This is a genomic window from Streptomyces shenzhenensis, assembly GCF_021462265.1.
In the GTDB taxonomy this organism is placed as follows: domain Bacteria; phylum Actinomycetota; class Actinomycetes; order Streptomycetales; family Streptomycetaceae; genus Streptomyces; species Streptomyces shenzhenensis.
The window spans coordinates 35,043-51,556 of sequence record NZ_JAJONF010000026.1 but is presented as its reverse complement, the minus strand read 5'-3'; the positions used below and the strand labels follow the sequence as shown (position 1 = coordinate 51,556).

At 70.8% G+C, this 16,514-nt stretch carries 13 protein-coding genes; 5 read left to right on the top strand and 8 right to left on the bottom strand.

Annotation, left to right across the window (positions count from 1 at the left end; translation table 11 throughout):
* Nucleotides 1–145: 145 nt before the first annotated feature.
* Both LQ326_RS29025 and LQ326_RS29020 read right to left on the bottom strand, forming a co-directional pair.
* The gene (locus LQ326_RS29025) at nucleotides 146–1,147 is read right to left on the bottom strand and encodes an NAD-dependent epimerase/dehydratase family protein (protein ID WP_234541989.1); all 1,002 of its coding nucleotides are present in this window, start codon (nucleotides 1,145–1,147) and stop codon (nucleotides 146–148) included.
* Between the two features lie 10 nt (nucleotides 1,148–1,157).
* The gene (locus tag LQ326_RS29020) at nucleotides 1,158–1,571 is read right to left on the bottom strand and encodes a hypothetical protein (protein ID WP_234541988.1); all 414 of its coding nucleotides are present in this window, start codon (nucleotides 1,569–1,571) and stop codon (nucleotides 1,158–1,160) included.
* Nucleotides 1,572–1,919: 348 nt separating this feature from the next.
* Between LQ326_RS29020 and LQ326_RS29015 the strand changes: the two genes are divergently transcribed.
* Nucleotides 1,920–3,107, top strand: coding sequence for an acyltransferase family protein (locus LQ326_RS29015; RefSeq protein ID WP_234541987.1), 1,188 nt, complete (start codon nucleotides 1,920–1,922; stop codon nucleotides 3,105–3,107).
* Between the two features lie 40 nt (nucleotides 3,108–3,147).
* Here LQ326_RS29015 and LQ326_RS29010 read toward each other — a convergent pair whose 3' ends face one another.
* The 4 genes from LQ326_RS29010 to LQ326_RS28995 all read right to left on the bottom strand — a co-directional run bounded on the left by LQ326_RS29010 (nucleotide 3,148) and on the right by LQ326_RS28995 (nucleotide 7,574).
* The gene (locus LQ326_RS29010) at nucleotides 3,148–3,726 is read right to left on the bottom strand and encodes a hypothetical protein (protein WP_234541986.1); all 579 of its coding nucleotides are present in this window, start codon (nucleotides 3,724–3,726) and stop codon (nucleotides 3,148–3,150) included.
* Between the two features lie 402 nt (nucleotides 3,727–4,128).
* Nucleotides 4,129–4,899: an SDR family NAD(P)-dependent oxidoreductase gene (locus LQ326_RS29005; protein WP_234541985.1), complete on the bottom strand. Its 771-nt coding sequence runs from the start codon at nucleotides 4,897–4,899 to the stop codon at nucleotides 4,129–4,131.
* Nucleotides 4,900–4,926: 27 nt separating this feature from the next.
* Complete coding sequence (locus tag LQ326_RS29000) at nucleotides 4,927–6,552, bottom strand: flavin-containing monooxygenase (RefSeq protein WP_234541984.1); 1,626 nt, start codon at nucleotides 6,550–6,552, stop codon at nucleotides 4,927–4,929.
* A gap of 122 nt (nucleotides 6,553–6,674) precedes the next feature.
* On the bottom strand, nucleotides 6,675–7,574 hold the full coding sequence (locus tag LQ326_RS28995; protein WP_234541983.1) for an alpha/beta hydrolase: 900 nt from the start codon (nucleotides 7,572–7,574) through the stop codon (nucleotides 6,675–6,677).
* 353 nt (nucleotides 7,575–7,927) lie between these two features.
* Here LQ326_RS28995 and LQ326_RS28990 point away from each other — a divergent pair, with 353 nt between their 5' ends.
* The 4 genes from LQ326_RS28990 (at nucleotide 7,928) to LQ326_RS28975 (ending at nucleotide 13,720) form a co-directional block, all read left to right on the top strand.
* A complete protein-coding gene (locus tag LQ326_RS28990) occupies nucleotides 7,928–9,094 on the top strand; it encodes a substrate-binding domain-containing protein (RefSeq protein WP_234541982.1) in 1,167 nt (388 codons plus the stop codon).
* A gap of 186 nt (nucleotides 9,095–9,280) precedes the next feature.
* Nucleotides 9,281–10,003 (top strand): SDR family NAD(P)-dependent oxidoreductase, encoded by a 723-nt coding sequence (locus LQ326_RS28985; RefSeq protein ID WP_234541981.1) that lies wholly within the window; start codon nucleotides 9,281–9,283, stop codon nucleotides 10,001–10,003.
* A 73-nt stretch (nucleotides 10,004–10,076) separates the two neighbouring features.
* Nucleotides 10,077–12,662 (top strand): ATP-binding cassette domain-containing protein, encoded by a 2,586-nt coding sequence (locus tag LQ326_RS28980; RefSeq protein WP_234541980.1) that lies wholly within the window; start codon nucleotides 10,077–10,079, stop codon nucleotides 12,660–12,662.
* Nucleotides 12,659–13,720: an ABC transporter permease gene (locus tag LQ326_RS28975; RefSeq protein ID WP_234541930.1), complete on the top strand. Its 1,062-nt coding sequence runs from the start codon at nucleotides 12,659–12,661 to the stop codon at nucleotides 13,718–13,720. Before LQ326_RS28980 ends, LQ326_RS28975 begins: the two co-directional genes overlap by 4 nt.
* Before the next feature lie 111 nt (nucleotides 13,721–13,831).
* Here the strand turns inward: LQ326_RS28975 and LQ326_RS28970 are convergent, their stop codons facing one another.
* Entirely contained in the window at nucleotides 13,832–15,547 is a 1,716-nt protein-coding gene (locus tag LQ326_RS28970; RefSeq protein ID WP_234541928.1) for a sigma-54-dependent Fis family transcriptional regulator, read from the bottom strand.
* 130 nt (nucleotides 15,548–15,677) lie between these two features.
* Nucleotides 15,678–16,352, bottom strand: coding sequence for a GntR family transcriptional regulator (locus LQ326_RS28965; protein ID WP_234541926.1), 675 nt, complete (start codon nucleotides 16,350–16,352; stop codon nucleotides 15,678–15,680).
* Nucleotides 16,353–16,514 lie beyond the last annotated feature (162 nt).

The window sequence follows — 16,514 nt, the reverse complement described above, 5'->3', positions numbered from 1 at the left end:
GCGACGCCCGGCACGCCCCCTCTCGCCGCACCGCCCGAAAGCCCGAGTACGCCCAGTACGAGGGCTTCCGGGCGGCACGCCGAGAGCACGCACCGGACGCCGCGCGGCCGCCCTTCGGGCGACGACGCCACTTTCGCAACAGGCCCTATGCGCCCCGCATCCCGGCCCGCGCGAACTCCGCGATCCCGTCCGCGAACCCGACCTCCGGCTTCCAGCCCAGGTCGGCCCGCAGCCGCGAGGAGTCGGCCGTGATGTGCCGTACGTCGCCCAGCCGGTACTCCCCGGTGACCACCGGGGCCGGTCCGCCGTACGCCGCGGCCAGCGCGCGGGCCATCTCACCCACGGTGTGCGGCTCGCCGCTTCCGGTGTTGTACGTCCTCAGTACACCCGGGACCGGATCCGCCTCCAGCGCCACCGCGTTGGCGGCGGCCACGTCCTCGACGTGGACGAAGTCCCGGCGCTGCCGCCCGTCCTCGTACACCCGGGGCGCCTCGCCCCGGGCGAGCGCGGAACGGAAGAAGGAGGCGACGCCCGCGTAGGGGGTGTCGCGGGGCATCCGGGGGCCGTACACGTTGTGGTAGCGCAGCGACACCGCCGAGGCGCCCGTCGACCGGGCCCAGGCGGCGGCCAGATGCTCCTGGGCCAGCTTGGTCGTGGCGTACACGTTGCGCGGATCGGCCGGCGCGTCCTCACCGACCAGGCCGGGTGTCAGCTCGGCACCGCACACCGGGCAGCGCGGCTCGAACCGTCCGGCGTCCAGATCGGCGACCGCGCGCGGGCCGGGCCGTACGACGCCGTGGCGCGGGCACTCGTACCGTCCCTCCCCGTACACGACCATCGACCCGGCGAGCACGAGGCGGCGTACCCCGGCCTCGGCCATCGCGGAGAGCAGCACGGCCGTACCGAGGTCGTTGTGCGAGACGTACTCCGCCGCGTCGCCGAACCCGACGCCGAGGCCGACCATCGCGGCCTGGTGGCAGACCGCGTCCACCCCCGCCAGCGCCTGCCCGACCGTCGCCGGGCTGCGCACGTCGGCGCCCGGATCGTCGCGGACGTCGAACACGACCGCCTCGTGACCGCGCGCCGTCAGCGCCTCGACGACATGGGACCCGATGAACCCGGCACCGCCGGTGACCAGTACACGCATGCGGGCCACGCTAGGCGCACGCGGCCCCCGCACCACGCGTCCGCGCCCGCACGTCACGACACCGTAAGACGCGAAGCGTCTCCCCCAGCGGCCGGCCGACCGACGTCACGCTGTGCTCCGTCAGCCACGGCTCGCTGAGCGCCCGCGCCGCCGTACCGTCGTCGCCGGTGAGGTCCCAGCGGTGCAGGATCAGTTCCTCCCTCATGTGCTCCGCGAAGAAGGGGACCCGCACCGTCCGGCCGGTCCACATCACCTCCGTGTCCGGGGACAGTTCCCGGGCGGCGGCCGCGGCGGCCTCGGTGAGCTTCTCGCAGCGGCTCAGGAACGCCGCCCACAGGTCGGTGCCGGACATCCGCCGGTAGGGTTCCTCCCGGTCGAAGCCCCTGGTCTCCACCGGTGAACCGGCGAGGAACGCCTCCAGCACCCGGGCCAGTTGCCAGTTCCTCGGCGTTGCCGGTCTGGTGGGCCGGCACGTCCCGCACCGTCCACGCCTCGCACCACGTACCGTCGTCGGGCCCCCGCCCCCGAACGGCGTGCCCGAAGGGGGCCGGCTCCGGCAGGGTCTCCTCGACCCGAGAGGGAATCATGCGCCATGGGCAGCCGGACCCGCGGCCGCCCGAACGCCCCCGCAGGCCACGGCGGTGGCGACCGGCTCGCCTGTTGAACGGCCCGGCCGGGGGTCACGTACCTGTCGCTGTGGGCGGCGCCGTGCCGCCCGGAGGCACCGACGACGCACGGCGCCGGTGCCCGGAGAAAGGGTTGAACGATTTCAGTGGATTCGAGTCGCCCGGCCGGCAGTGCCCTCGACCTGGCCGCCCCCGTGGGCCAGGGGGAGGGCGGGAACGCGGACTCCGGCGGAGCGCGGAGCCGCCGGCAGGTGCGGGGCCTGGACGGGCTCCGTGGCCTGGCGGCCTTGTACGTGGTCCTGTTCCACTGCTGGTTGTACACCTTCCCGGGCTATCCCCGCAGTTCGGCGCCCCCCTGGCTGGGCGGGCTGATGTTCGGGCGCCTGGCCGTCGTCTTCTTCCTGGTGCTGTCCGGGTTCTCCCTGGCGATCTCCCCGGCCCGGCACGGCTGGCGGCCGGCCGGCATCGGCGAGTTCCTGCGCCGCCGCGCCTGGCGCATCCTTCCCCCGTACTGGGCGGCACTGGCCATGAGCCTGTTGATCTCCTGGTTCGTGGTGCCGGCCTCGCACTTCGGGCCGCCCACCGGCGCGACGGTCGTGGTGTACGGCCTGGTCGCCCAGGACGTGGTCACCGCCCCGACGCCGAACGGCGCGTTCTGGTCGATAGGCGTGGAGGCCGAGCTCTATCTCCTCTTCCCCCTGCTCCTGTTCGTCCGCCGGCGCTGGGGCGCCGTGCTGCTGGCCGGGTGCGTGACCCTCCCGGTGATCGCCTGGGGCCTGACGGCGGCCGGCGCGAACCCGGTGGAGGGCGACAACTGGCTCGCTCCCCATCTCGCCCCGGTGTTCGCCGCCGGCGTGCTGGGCGCGGGCGTCGTCACCGCGTCGGACCGGGTGCGGCGCCTGCCCTGGGGATGGCTCGCCGTGCTGGCCGCCCTGCCGGTCCTGGCCCTGTGCGCCGTCCGGGGGTCCGTCTGGACGGTGCACCACTACTTCTGGATCGATCTCGCCGTCGCGCCCGCCATGACCATGCTGCTGGCCGCCGTCGCCACCGGAAGACCCGCCCTCCTGGTACGGCTGCTGACCGCACGCCCCGTGCACGGCCTCGGCGGCTTCTCCTACAGCCTCTACCTGATCCATCTGCCGATCGTCCTCGCGGTGATCCGCCGCATCGCCCCGCATTTCGTGGCGCCCGGCCTGCCCACGTTCTGGTTCACGCTCACCGTGGGCCTGCCGGGTTCGATACTCGGGGCGTGGCTGTTCTCCAAGGTCTTCGAGATTCCGTTCAAGCGGAACAGGTCCTGGCAGGCGTTCGCCGCGGCTCGTTCGGCCAGGTGAGGCAGGTCAGGCGGGTGAGGGAAGGCAGGCGGCCGGCGCGTCAGCCGGTCGCACCGGACTTCTGGCCGGAGGGAGTGACGGCGTACCACTCGCCGTCCTTCCCCTGGCCGTTCGTCTGTCCGGCCGCCGTGTCGCCCATGTACCGGTAGAGCGGCCAGCCGGCCAGGGTGAGCTGTGTCATGCCGTTCCGGTGGACCGTGCCCAGGAGGCTCTTCTCCACCCCTGAGGTCTGTACGGACTCCGGCACGATCACGGGCAGCCAGGTCTTGGTGCAGGTGCCCGAGCACGTCCACTTCGAGGGGTTCGGCTGGTCCTTGTCGAAGCGGTAGAGGGTCAGCCCCTTGTCGTCGGTGACGATGCTGCCCACGCCCTGGGCCGTCCTGGCCGCCACCGCGGAGGTCGTGGCCGGCTGCCCGCTCGCGGGAGTGCCGCCGGCGGCGGGCGCGGAGGTCACCGGATCGGGCGTGGCCGACGTGGCCGACGTGGCCGACGTGGCCGACGGGGCCGGGGCGGCCGGGGCGGCGGTGGATCCGGTGCCGTTCGAGGAGTCGCACGCCCCCAGCAGGAGAGCGGAGGCGAGCCCGGTGGCGAGGCCCAGGCCGATGCGTCGCGGAATCAAGGAGGTGCCCTTCGTCGGGAGTCGCGTCTACCTGCCCCTTCAGTACGTCGGCCGGCTCCCGCCCGCTCAGCCGCCGAGACCACGTGACGCACTCTTGACCATCGCCGCGCCGGTGCCGGCGACCTTGTCGCCCTTGCCGCCGGCGCGTCTCGGCCGCCCGCCCGGCAGGGGCATCCGCTACGGCTGACCGTGCGGGGCGCCGGGCTCCTCGTAGGGGATGCGGTTCAGGTGCGGGACCCCGCCCAGCGTGCCCCATTCGTCGCCGCCCAGTCTGGTGAGCGGACGCGGCGACTCGCTGCCGGGCCGGCCGTCGACGAGGTGGTCCTCGTCGACGGCGGCATGGTCGTCGTCCCGCGGCCGATCGCCTGGAATTAAGGGCCGGGGCCGACGCGGACAGGCCGGTCAGCGCGCCGTGTAGCCGCCGTCGATCGGCAGGTTCACGCCCGTCACCCAGCTCGCCTCGTCCGAGGCCAGGTAGAGGACCCCGTAGGCGACGTCGATCGGACGACCCAGGCGACGCAGTGACTGATTGCCCGTCATGTACTTCTCGTAGGCCGGCAGGCCACCGGGGAACTCGGCCGCGATGCCCTCGACCAGCGGGGTGAGGACCGTGCTCGGGTGCACCGAGTTCACCCGGATGCCGTACTTGCCGTAACTGGCCGCGTCCTGCTTGGTCTGCATCGAGACCGCGCCCTTGGCCACGTGGTACGCCGTGAACTCGTCGTTCCCGATCATCCCGTAGATGGACGAGTAGTTGACGATGCTGCCCCTGCCCCGCTCGATCATGTGCGGAACCGCGTGCTTGGTGCAGAAGAAGACGCCCTTCACATCGACGGCGAACAGCGCGTCCCACTCGGCCTCGGTGAGCTCGTGGGTCGGCTTGTCGACGCCGATGACACCGGCGCAGTTGACGAGGATGTCGAGACCGCCGAACTCCGCTGCCGCCGCGTCGATCACCTCTCTCGCCTCGGCCTCCCGGGCGACGTCCAGCCGCCAGAAACGCGCGGTTCCGCCGGCCGCGAGGATCCCCGCCACCACCTCCTTGCCCTTGACCTCGTCCAGGTCGGTGACCGCGACCTGGGCCCCCTCGGCCGCGAACAGCTCCGCGGTCGCCCGGCCCATGCCCATCGCGGCCCCGGTGATCAGGGCGGCCTTGCCGTTCAGACGTCCCATCCCGATTCCCCTTTCCCCGTCGAGTTCTCAGGCCCTGGGCGACTGGTTGGCCAGGAAGGAGCGGTAGCCGTCCTCCTCGGCCGTACGGCAGAACTCCTGGTACACCTGTCCGCCGCCCATGTAGACCTGGAACTCCTCCGGCTTGCCGGGGAGGTTGTCGCCCAGGAACCACGCCTTGGCCTTCTTGCCCTCGGAGTACATGACGGTGGCCTTGCCGGCCCGCTCGGTCTCCGCCATCCACCAGGCCTCCGACTCCGGGGTGGCCTCGAGGAACGGAACGTCGTTCTCACGCGCCCACGCGATGGCCCGCTGGAGCCACTGGGCACCGAGCTGGATCGGGACCGGCAGATTCGAGTACGGCGTCTGCGGGCCGAGGGACATGAAGAAGTTCGGGAACCCGTTGGCGCTGATGCCGAGGTTCGACCTGAGGCCGTCGGCGAGCCACTTCTCGCGCAGCGTGCGGCCGCCGCGCCCCACGATGTCCATGTTGGTCAGGGTCCCCGTCATGGCGTCGAAGCCGGTGGCGAAGATCAGCACGTCGAGCTCGTACTCGGTGTCGCCGACCACCACGCCGCGCTCGGAGATCCGGCTGATCGGCTGCGAGGCGACGTCGACGAGGTGCACGTTCGGCTGGTTGAACGCCGCGTAGTAGTTGTGGCCGGTCGGCACCCGCTTGCCGTTGAAGGAGTAGGTGGTCGGCGAGAGAAGGTCGGCGACGTCCTGGTCCTCGACGATCTCGTGGATCTTCTTGCGGATGAACTCCGAGGCGAGCTCGCTGGCCTCGTGGTTGGTGGCCAGGTCGGTGAAACACTCGTTGGCGAAGTGGAATCCGCCCTCGTTCCACTTGCTCTCGAAGATCCGCTCGCGCTCCTCGGCGGACACGTCGAGGGCACTGTGCTCGGCCGGCTCCATCGCGACGCCGAAGGGGTGGCTCGCCGCCTTCTCGTAGATCTCGTCGTAGTGGTCGCGCAGGTGGGCCATGTCCTGCTCGGTCACCGGGTCGTTCGTCGTCTCGACGATGAAGTTCGGGGTGCGCTGGAAGACGTGGAAGTCGCCGGCGACCTTGGCGATCTCAGGCACCATCTGGATGCCGGAGGCACCCAGCCCGATGAGGCCGACACGCTTGCCGGTCAGGTCCGCGCCGTCACGGGGCCACATCGAGGAGTGGTACTTCTCGCCCCGGAAGGTGTCGATGCCCTCGATGGCAGGGAAGATCGCCTGTGAGAGGACGCCCATGCCGGAGACGAGGTAGGTCGTGGTCAGGGTGGTGCCGTCACCGAGGTGGACGGTCCACGTGTTCGCGTCCTCGTCGTAGACGGCCTTCTCCACGCGGGTGGACAGGCGGATGTCCTTGCGCAGGTCGAGCCGGTCGGCGACGAAGTTGAGGTACGTCAGGACCTCCGCGCCGGACGGGTAGCGCTCCGTCCAGGTCCACTCGTCGCGGACCTCCTTGGAGAACGAGAAGGAGTAGTAGCTGTACTCGCTGTCGGTGCGGACGCCGGGATAGCGGTTGACCCACCAGGTGCCGCCGACGCCGTCCTCGCCGTCGACCACGAGGGTCGAAAGACCGATCTCGCGCAGGTGGTGGAGCATCGCCAGGCCGGAGAAGCCTGCGCCGATGACGATGGCGTCGTAGTCGGGCTTGCTGGTCATGTGTATGTCGGTCCTTTCACCGAGTGATGACAGAAGGGCGCTCAGGCAGGAGTGCGCAGCAGAGGAGGTGGAGGGGGGCAAGACGCGGTCGGGGCTCTGGCCGGGGGCCGGTAGCGCGCCGGTCAGGACCGGTACCAGGCGGCCATGGCGGCGATCTCCTCGTCGGCGCGCGCGAGGCGTCCGGCCTGGAACGGGAAGACGTGCTGCATGCCCTTGCCGACGGAGAACGTCACGTCGACGCCGGCGCTCTCGGCCAGGTGGACCAGGCGCTCGGCGTCCTCGAAGAGGGATTCGGTGTCGGCCGCGCAGACGTAGAGCCGCGGGAAGCCCTCATAGGTGGCGTAGAGCGGGTTGACGTACGGGTCCGTCGGGTCCGCGCCCCCCGAGAGGTACCGGGCGATGTTCCCGGCGAGGCCTTCGCGCGTGATCAGGAAGTCCGTGTCGTCGTTGGTCTCGATGGTGGCGCCGTTGTTCTCCATGTTCAGCCACGGCGACATCGTCAGGACCCGGCCGGGCAGCGGGCGGCCGTCGCGGCGCAGCGTGAGCGTCATCGCGACCGCGAGGTTTCCGCCGGCGCTGTCGCCGGCGAAGCACACGTCGCCGGCCTTGACGCCGTTGTCCAGCAGGGCCTGGTAGACGGCGAGACCGTCCTCGATCTGCGCCGGGAACGGGAACTCCGGCGCGAGCCGGAAGTCGAGCACGAACGCATGCGTTCCGCAGGCCTTGGCCAGGTGCCCGGCCATCTTGCGGTGGCTGGCGGAGGAGCCGAGCGCGAACCCGCCGCCGTGCATGACCACCATCACCTGGGAGGGATCCGCGTCGAGGGGGGTCACGAGGACGCCCGGCACGCCCCCGAGGGTGGTCGTGGCGTAGGTGACCCCTTCGGGCTCGGCGGTCGCGCGCTGCCAGTCCTCGAAGACCCAGCGCATCAGCTGGAGCGACATCTCCGGGTTGGCCTCGAACTCCACGCTCCACTCGGCGTAGATCTCCCCGAGCGGGTCCGAAGGACGGGGAAGGGGCATGGGTACTCCTCAACGTCATCGTTGGTGGTACTGGCTGTTCCCCGGGCCGACAGACGGTCGGCCCGGCCAGTCGAGGATCACCGCGCCCGGGCGTCGAAGGCGGACGCTGTCACAAAATGAGGCACCCCCGTCTCACGGTGACCCGCGTCACACGGCCCTGCTCGCGACAGCCTTCTGCCGGGGCCCTCACCGAGCCCGTTTCCCTCACCCAGGCGATCACGTCACTCCGGGCACGCCGGCGATCCCGCCCCCGGAGTCCGGCCAGGCGCTCCGGTCTCACGGCCCGGCGCCCGCGCACACCTGGTGCCCCCGGGCCACCGAGGCCTTCACCGTTCTCAACGAGGAGACATTCCATGCACATCAAGAAGCGGGCCGCCGCGGCGACCGGCGTCGCCGCCGCCATGGCCATGGCGCTCAGCGCCTGCGGGGGGCTGTCCACCGGTTCCGGCGGCGCGGGGGGTTCCGGCGCCTCCGTCGGCTCCGGCAGCCCGTGGCCGACCGTGAAGGTGGGCGGTGTCGGCGTGCAGGCCGACATCCCGGACATCAGCCAGTTCTGCGGTACCAAGCCGATCAAGGTGGGCTACGCCGACGGCAACGACAACAACACCTGGCGCAAGGCCACGATCGCCCTCTTCAAGGCCCAGGCGGCCAAGTGCAAGAACATCACCCAGGTCGTGGTGACCGACGCCCAGAACAACACCCAGAAGGCGATCTCGGACATCAACTCGATGGTCGCCCAGGGCGTCAAGGTGATCGTCACCTTCGGCGACGCCGGACAGGCCCTCCTGCCGACCGTCCAGAAGGCGACCGCGGCCGGCGTGGCGGTCGTCCCGATCGTCTCCGGCATCGGCGGCACACCGGGCAGGGACTACGTCGACTTCGTCTCCGAGAACGTCGAGACGTACGGCAAGAACCTCGCCGACTGGACCGTCAAGGCGATGCACGGCAAGGGCAACCTGATCATGCTGGGCGGTGTCGCCGGCAGCGCCTACTCCCAGACCGTCTACGCGGGCGTCCAGAAGGCGGTCGCGGAGCATCCCGGCGTTCACCTGCTCAACACGGACGGGTACGTCGCCACCGACTGGGACGTCAGCAAGACGCAGCAGGTCGTGGCCGGTCTCATCACGAAGTACGGCAAGATCGACGGCATCGTCTCCGACTTCGGCGGCGGTTCGGTCGGCGGCATCCGGGCGTTCATCGCCGCGGACAAACCGCTGCCGGTCTGGTCGGCAAACGACTCCAACGAGTTCGCGGCGCTCTGGTACCAGTACCACAAGCGGTACCCGAGCTATCAGATCGCGACCGAGTCGTCCCGCAACTGGGTTGTCGAGGCCGCTCTGAACAAGGGGCTCGCGGCCTGCAACGGCATCACGGACACCGAGCCCTCGACGTACAACCTGGAGATCATCGAGGACTCGACCAACCCGAAGATGATGCCCAAGTACGACAAGTCGCTGCCGGCTGACGCGATTCTCTCCTCCGGCCTGACCACCGCGCAGCTCAAGGCTCTCTACAAGTAGACCGTGCGGCAGCCCGGTCGGCCGTGAGGTCGCCTCAATTCCCGGCAGGTGCCCGGGCCTTCACGAATTCCGTCCCGGCCCGGGCGGCTGACCTCATCGCCTTTCGGGAGTGATCTCCCGCCCGAATCCCCTTTTTCTGCCGGAACCCGGCAGCGCAGCCCCGCACGGATATCCCAGGAGTACCCCATGAACCGACTCGACGGCAAGGTCGGCATCGTCACCGGCGCCTCACGAGGCATCGGGCACGCGATCGTCGACGCCATGGCGGCCGAGGGCGCCGCCGTCATCGCGACCAGCCGCGCCGCCGCCGACGACTCGTTCGGCGCAGGCGTCACGTACGCGTGCCTCGACGTGGCCAGCGAAGCCGACTGGCGGCGTGTGGTCGCCGAGGTCATCGACCGCCACGGGCGCGTCGACTTCCTCGTCAACAACGCCGGCGTCATCGCCTACGAAACCGTTCACGAACTCACCAGTGAGGAGTGGAACCGGGTCGTCGCGGTCAACCAGACCGGCACCTGGCTCGGGATGCGCGAGGTGATCCCCCAGATGATCACCCAGGGCGGCGGCAGCATCATCAACGTCTCCTCGATCTGGGGCAGCGCCGCCGTCTCCGGTGCGCACGCCTACCACGCGACCAAGGGCGCGGTGCGCAACATGTCGAAGAGCGCCGCCGTCAGCTACGCCAGGGAATGCGTCCGCGTGAACTCGGTTCACCCCGGTTTCATCTGGACCCCCCTGACCGAGGCTCAGGCCCCTGAGGTGAACGAGTACGTCATCTCCCAGACCCCGATGGGCCGCGCCGGACGGCCGGAGGAGATCGCCGCCGGAGTCGTCTTCCTCGCCTCCGACGAAGCCAGCTTCGTGACCGGTTCCGAACTCGTCATCGACGGCGGCTACCTCGCCCAGTAACGGGCCCGTCCACGGGCCGAGGCGCCGGCCCGGCCACGCGGGCCCGCGCCCCTCAATCATCCAGGAGTCCGACGTGACCAACTTCGGCAGCAACCGGCCCGAGACCCAGGTCCGGCCACCGCGGCAGGGCGCGAGCCCCGCCCCCCTCCAGTCCCACCACGCGGCGAGTCAGGCGGCAGGGCACGTCGCGTCGGCGCTCTCCATGCGGGGCATCGGGAAGTCCTTCCCGGGCGTGCGCGCGCTGGACGAGGTGAGCTTCGACGTCCGCCCCGGTGAAGTCCACGCCCTGGTCGGCGAGAACGGCGCCGGCAAGTCCACGCTGATGGCCGTCGCCTCGGGCGCGCTGGCGGCGGACGTCGGCACCGTCCTCATCGGCGGCGTCCCGCTCACACAGGCGCAGCCCGAGCAGGCGCGCGGCCTCGGCCTCGGCATCGTGCGTCAGCATCCCGCGCTTCTGCCGGACCTGACGGTGGCGGAGAACATGGCGCTCGGCGTCGGGTACCAGCGCGTCGGCGGCCTTCGCCGCGCGGCCGCCTGGGCCCGCGAGACCCTCGCGCCGTGGGAGACGGAGATCGACCCGCGCGCCCGGGTCGCCGATCTGTCGATGGAGAAGCGGTTCATCATCGAGATCGCCAAGGCGCTCGCGCTGAATCCGAAGGTCCTGATCCTCGACGAGCCCACCGAGCACCTCGACGCCGAAGAAGTACAACGTCTGTTCACGAAGGTCCGCGAGACCGTCGCGGCCGGCGCCGGTGTCGTCTACATCTCGCACCGCATCCCCGAGGTCAAACAGATCGCCGACCGGATCACCGTCCTCCGCGACGGCCAGACCCGCGGGACCTTCGACTGCGAGGCCGTCACCGAGGAGCAGATCGTCGAGCGCGTCGTGGGCCGCACACTGGAGACGGTCTTCCCCGCCAAGGAACCCGTTCCCGCGAGCGCGGCCGGGCGACTCGTCGTGACGGGGCTCTCGGGCCACGGCTTCGACGACGTCTCGCTGACCGTCCGCTCCGGCGAGATCGTCGGCCTGGCCGGGGTCCAGGGCAATGGCCAGGCCGAGCTCGTCCGTGCCCTGGCCGGCCTGGTCCCGGCGTCGGGCGAGATCGTCGTCGACGGACAGCGGGTCCGCGGCTCGAACGCGGCGGCGGCGAACGCCGGTGTCGTCTATGTGCCCGCCGACCGGCACGGCGAAGGTGTGTTCCTGCCGCTCGGCGTGAGCGAGAACATCGTGGCGCGCACCCTGGCCAAGGTCTCACGCTTCGGCCTGGTCAGCGACGTGCGGGCGCGGTCCACCGCGCAGGAGCAGATCCGCGGCCTCGCGATCAGGACCCCCACCCCCGATACGCCGATCAGCTCGCTGTCGGGAGGCAACCAGCAGAAGGCCGTCATGGCCCGCACGCTGCTCGCGGCACCGAAGGTCCTCGTGGTGGAGGAGCCCACCCAGGGTGTCGACGCCGGTGCACGCGTCGATCTGTACAAGATCCTGCGCGCCGCGGCCGACGACGGTGCCGCCGTCGTCGTGCTCTCCTCCGACAACGTCGAGCTGGAGGGCCTGTGCCACCGCGTGCTGATCATGTCGCGCGGAAACGTCGTGGAGGAGCTCACCGGTGCGGAGATCACCGAGGCGGCCATCGCGCACGCCGCACTGACCTCGACGAGCGTGCGCGGCCAGGAGAAGACCCGGCCGGCGAAACGCCGCCGGCTGCACGCCTGGCTGGCCGGCGACCAGGCCCCCGCGGCGGTGCTCGCCCTGATCGTGGTGCTCCTCGGTCTCGGGACCGGCCTGCACAACGGCGACTACTTCGGCCAGCTCAACCTCAACAACCTCCTGCTCATGCTGGCGCCGCTGCTGCTGGTCGGTGCCGCGCAGCAGGTCGTCGTCCTGGGAGCCGGGTTCGACCTGTCGGTCGGCCCTCTGATGGGCTTCCTGGTCGTGATCGCGTCGTACTGGATCGTCGACGGCGGAAACCTGGTCCTCGGGCTGGTCCTCATGGCCCTCGGCGCGCTCGCGGTAGGCGTGCTCAACGGCGTCATGGTGACCTGGTTCCGCATCAACCCGGTCGTCGCGACCCTCGCCGTCTACATGGCGCTGCAGGGCATCTACCTGTCCCTGCGGGACACACCGGGCGGCACGATCTTCCCGTCGGTGGCGGCCGGCATCCAGGCCCGCTTCGGCGCGGTTCCGCTGGTGACCGTCATCGCGGTGCTCCTCGTCCTGCTTCTCGAGCTGGCCCTGCGCCGCACCAGGTGGGGCGTGGAACTGCGGGCTCTGGGGTCCGAGCCGGACGCGGCGGAGCGTCTGGGGGTGCGGGTCCGGCTGATCCGGTTCACCTCGTACGTGATCTGCTCGGCTCTGGTCCTGCCCGCCGGCATCGTCCTGATGGCCCAGATCGGTGTCGGTGACGGCCGTCCCGGGCTGGCCTACACCCTCAACTCGGTGACCGTGGTCGTGCTCGCGGGAGCGAGCATCTTCGGTGGCCGCGGTTCGTTCATCGGGATCATCGCCGCCGCTCTCCTCGCTGAGCAGCTGGTCAATGTCTCCCCGTTCCTCAACCTCTCCCCTGCCTGGGGCTACTGGCTCCCGGGCCTCATCACGATCGGCGCCGCGGTGCTGTACGCGCAGCTGCGCCGCACTCGCCGGACGGGAGCACACGCATGACCCCCCGACCCACCGACGCCTCCCGCCGCACTCCGAGTCAGGACGGGAACGCCATGGACGGCTTCGACGCGGGCGCCGCCTGGCGCCGTCTCCTGTCGGGCAGCTGGGTGGGGATCGTGGTCGCCACGATCGTCCTCTTCGCCCTCAGCCCCGCCGTCGCGCAGGGCAGCCTGGGCTCGGCCCCGCTGCTGAGCATGCTGCCCTTCGCCGCCGTGCTCGCCATGGCGGCCGCCGGGCAGACCCTCGTCGTGCAGCAACGCGGCCTCGACCTGTCGGTGCCCGGCATGATCGCGCTCGCCGCGGCCCTGTGCACCTGCATGGTCCAGTCCCACGGCTGGCCGGCGTGGCTCGCCGTCACCGTCGCCGTCCTCGCCCCCGCTCTCGTCGGCCTGGTCAACGGAGTCCTGGTCGCGGTCGCCCGCGTCATGCCACTGGTCGTGACGCTCGGCATGAACACGGTCCTGCTCGGCACCGTCCTGGCGATCTCCGGCGGCTCGCCGGCCACGGCGCCGGGCGGCCTGAGCCGGTTCTCCGTCGACCGGACCTTCGGCATCCCGAACACGTTCGTCATCGCGGTCGTCATGCTCGCGGTGGGCGGCGTCATCGCCAGGCGTTCGGCGGTCGGGCACCGGTTGACCTACATCGGGGTCAGCGTGCCCACCGCCTCGGCGCTGGGCATCCGGGTCACCCTCTACCAGGTCGCCGCCTACGGGTTCGCGGGCCTCGCCTACGGCGCCGCCGGCGTTCTCCTGGCCGGTTACACCCGGACTCCCGGCCTGTTCATCGGGGACAGCTACGTCCTTCCCACCGTCGCGGCCGTGGTGCTGGGCGGTACCGCCATGACCGGCGGTCTCGCGAGCATCGTGGCCAGCGGCGTCGGGGCGCTGTTCCTGACCCAGCTCGGTCAGCTGCTGCGCTCGCTGGGCTGGAACGACGCCCAGCAACTCGTCGCGCAGGCAGCGGTCCTCGCCGCGGTGGTCCTGCTGCGCCAGGCCGCCCCCGCTCTTCGCGGGGCGGCCCGGCGCCGGCGCCGGCGGGTGCTGCCCACGGCCGGATGACGGCCGAGCCCCAGGTACGCACAGGGTGGTCCGGGAGCAGAGTTCCCGGACCACCCTGCGCGTACCCGGGGCCGCGAGGGGACTGCGCTACGGCCGTGCCGAAGGCGTCCGTCACGAGTCGGTGATCTTGTAGGCCTTCATCTTGCGGTAGATCGTCGCCCGGGACAGGCCGAGTATCTCCGCGGCGCGGGAGCGGTTTCCGTCCGCCTCCCGCAACGCCCTGGAGATCGCCTCCAGTTCGGCACGCTCGATCATGGTCAGCGTACGGGAGCCCTGGATCCGCTCCGGCAGGTCACCGGGGAGGACGTAGCCGCGTTTGCCGGCCAGGGCCAATCCCTCCACCACGTTGTGGAGTTCCTTGAGGTTACGGGGCCACTGGTAGCCGACGAGCAGCTCAAGGGTCTCCGCACGGGGTTCCAGGCCGACGCCCGGCATGGCCCGGTCCGTGAAGTGGCGCCACAGCGCGGGCACGTCGGCGGTACGCTCCCGCAGCGGCGGAACCCACACGTGGGACGTCCCGAGACCGACCGCCATCTCCTCGGCCTCCGCGGCCGAGCGAAGCGTGGCGGTGAGCATCACCGGGCCCTTCAGCACGCTCATCTCCAACAGCCTGGCCAGCGCGAGCCGGGCCGCGGGGTCGAGCGCGTCGATGCCCTTGACGACGACGGGCGCTCCGCTGTGCAGCCGCTCCGCGATGCCGCGAAGCCACCGCTTCCCGCCGATCAGGGTCCGCTCCACCGTGTCGATCACGATGTGAGCACCGGGTCCGGGATCGCCGGGACGGAACGGTAGCCCCAGGGCGAGCGACGTCTTCCCCACGCCGGGCTCGCCGGCGATCACCACCGGCCGCGTCGCCTCCCGTCTTCGGGTGACCGCGTGCAGAGCGGCCATCCAGTCCGGCGAGCGCCCGATCAGCTGCGTACGGGCAGGACCCAGCGCGGTGGTGGTCGAGGTCCTGCCCCGCTGGAGGGAGACGATCGCTCCGGCGCCCGTCTCGACCGGCGCCAGCCGGACCTCGGTGAGGCCGCCGGAGAGCTCGATGACGAACCGGCCGCCGGACTGCCGCTGGGCCAGCTCTCCGAGCACCGCGACATCCGCGCTGGACAGGCGGGCGGCGCCCTGGCTCTGCATGATCAGTCCCTGCGGACCGAAACCGATCACCGCGCCGGCCTTCGCCTTCGAGGCGCCCACGAATGCCTGGAAGACCGCCCGGGCCTGGGGGGAGGCCACATCGAGGAGATGCTGCTGCAACTGGTCGGCGACCGTTTTGACCATGGGCCGCAGCAGCGAACGGCCCTCGATGAGCCCGCTGGACAACGTCACCACGGCGACGGTCTTCCGGGTCAGCGGGTGCTGGATCGGCGTTCCGGTGCAGACGGAGTCGCTGTACATGTCCGCGTAGTGCTCCGCGCCGGTGATCTGGACGCAACTCCCGGTCGCCAGGGCGGTACCGACGCCGTTGGTGCCCACGAGCGACTCGTCCAGGACGGCTCCGCGGTCGGTTCCGACCCTGTCGAAATGGCGCGATGCGTCATGGTCCGCGGCCCAGCGTCCGAGGATGCGGCCCTGGGCGTCCGCGAGCAGAAGGCCGACGCCCGTGCCCGAAAGGTCGGCGGAGAAACGTGACATCGGCGCCTGAAAAAGATCCAGGAGATACTGATCGAGCTCATCTTCCGCGACATGCGGCACCTCGCGGACGTTGGTCGGCACACCGAGCGCCTCCCGGGAACGCTCCCAGGATCTCAGCAGCGCAGGCGCCACATCGATGCGGTCGGTGTTGCCGGTCAACCATTCGTCTTTGAGTGCGTTGACTGGCCCAGTCGACATGCCTTTCCCTCCCTGGTGCAGAGCCGGAGCATAAGGCGACATGGCGCGGAAAGCGCCATTTCGCGACCATCCTGTGATGCGAGGAAGAACGACGGGCGTCGAAGCCGGACCGGGCGAGCCGCCGACAGCCTCAGGCCAGGCGGCGGCGATACTCCTCGACGGCCAGCGCCGCCGCGCCCTGGACATGGTGCTCGCACGCGGCTCGCGCGGCGGCGGCATCGCACGCGACAGCCGCGGCTTCGACGATGCGGCCGAACGCCTCGAACGAGATCCGCGCCCGTCGGTCGTCGACGAACGCGTAGCGGCGGAAGATCTGGATCCGAGCGTGAACGCGAGCGACGTCCTCGGCGAGGACCGGGTTGCCGGCCCCTTCGAGCAGGAGCCCGTAGAACCGCTCGTTCGCCTCCTCCCGTGTCGTGACAGTGCCCCTGAGGTAGGTCGTCTCCATCTCGATCAGGAGTGCCCGCAGTTCCTTCTTCACCCGCTCCGACGCGCGTGCCACGAAGAGTTCGCCCACCAGGCCCTCGAGCGCGCGCCGTACCTCGTAGATCTGCTCGATGTCCTGCGGCGTCAGCACGGTCACGACCGGTCCGTGGTGGGCGACCACCGTCACCAGCCGCTCCGCCTCCAGTTGGCGCAGCGCTTCTCTGACCACGGTGCGTGAGACGTCGTAGGCCTCGCACAGGGCGCTCTCGCGCAGGGCGTCGCCGGGCTGGAAGGTCCCGCTCAGGATGTCCTCACGAAGCAGACGCGTGATCTGCTGCCGCAGCGGTGCCGCATGTCGAGTCAGTCTCGAAGTGCTCATGACGGGTTCTCGGCCTCTCACTGTTGGTCGCCGGGCCCACGGCTCTCGGGCTGGTGAGGCACTGTCTCAAATCGATGCACCTGGCCAGATCCAGCACTTTGGGCCGTAGCGTAATACCAGATGACGGTAATACGACAGCGCGGGAACGTGCCTGCCGTAACG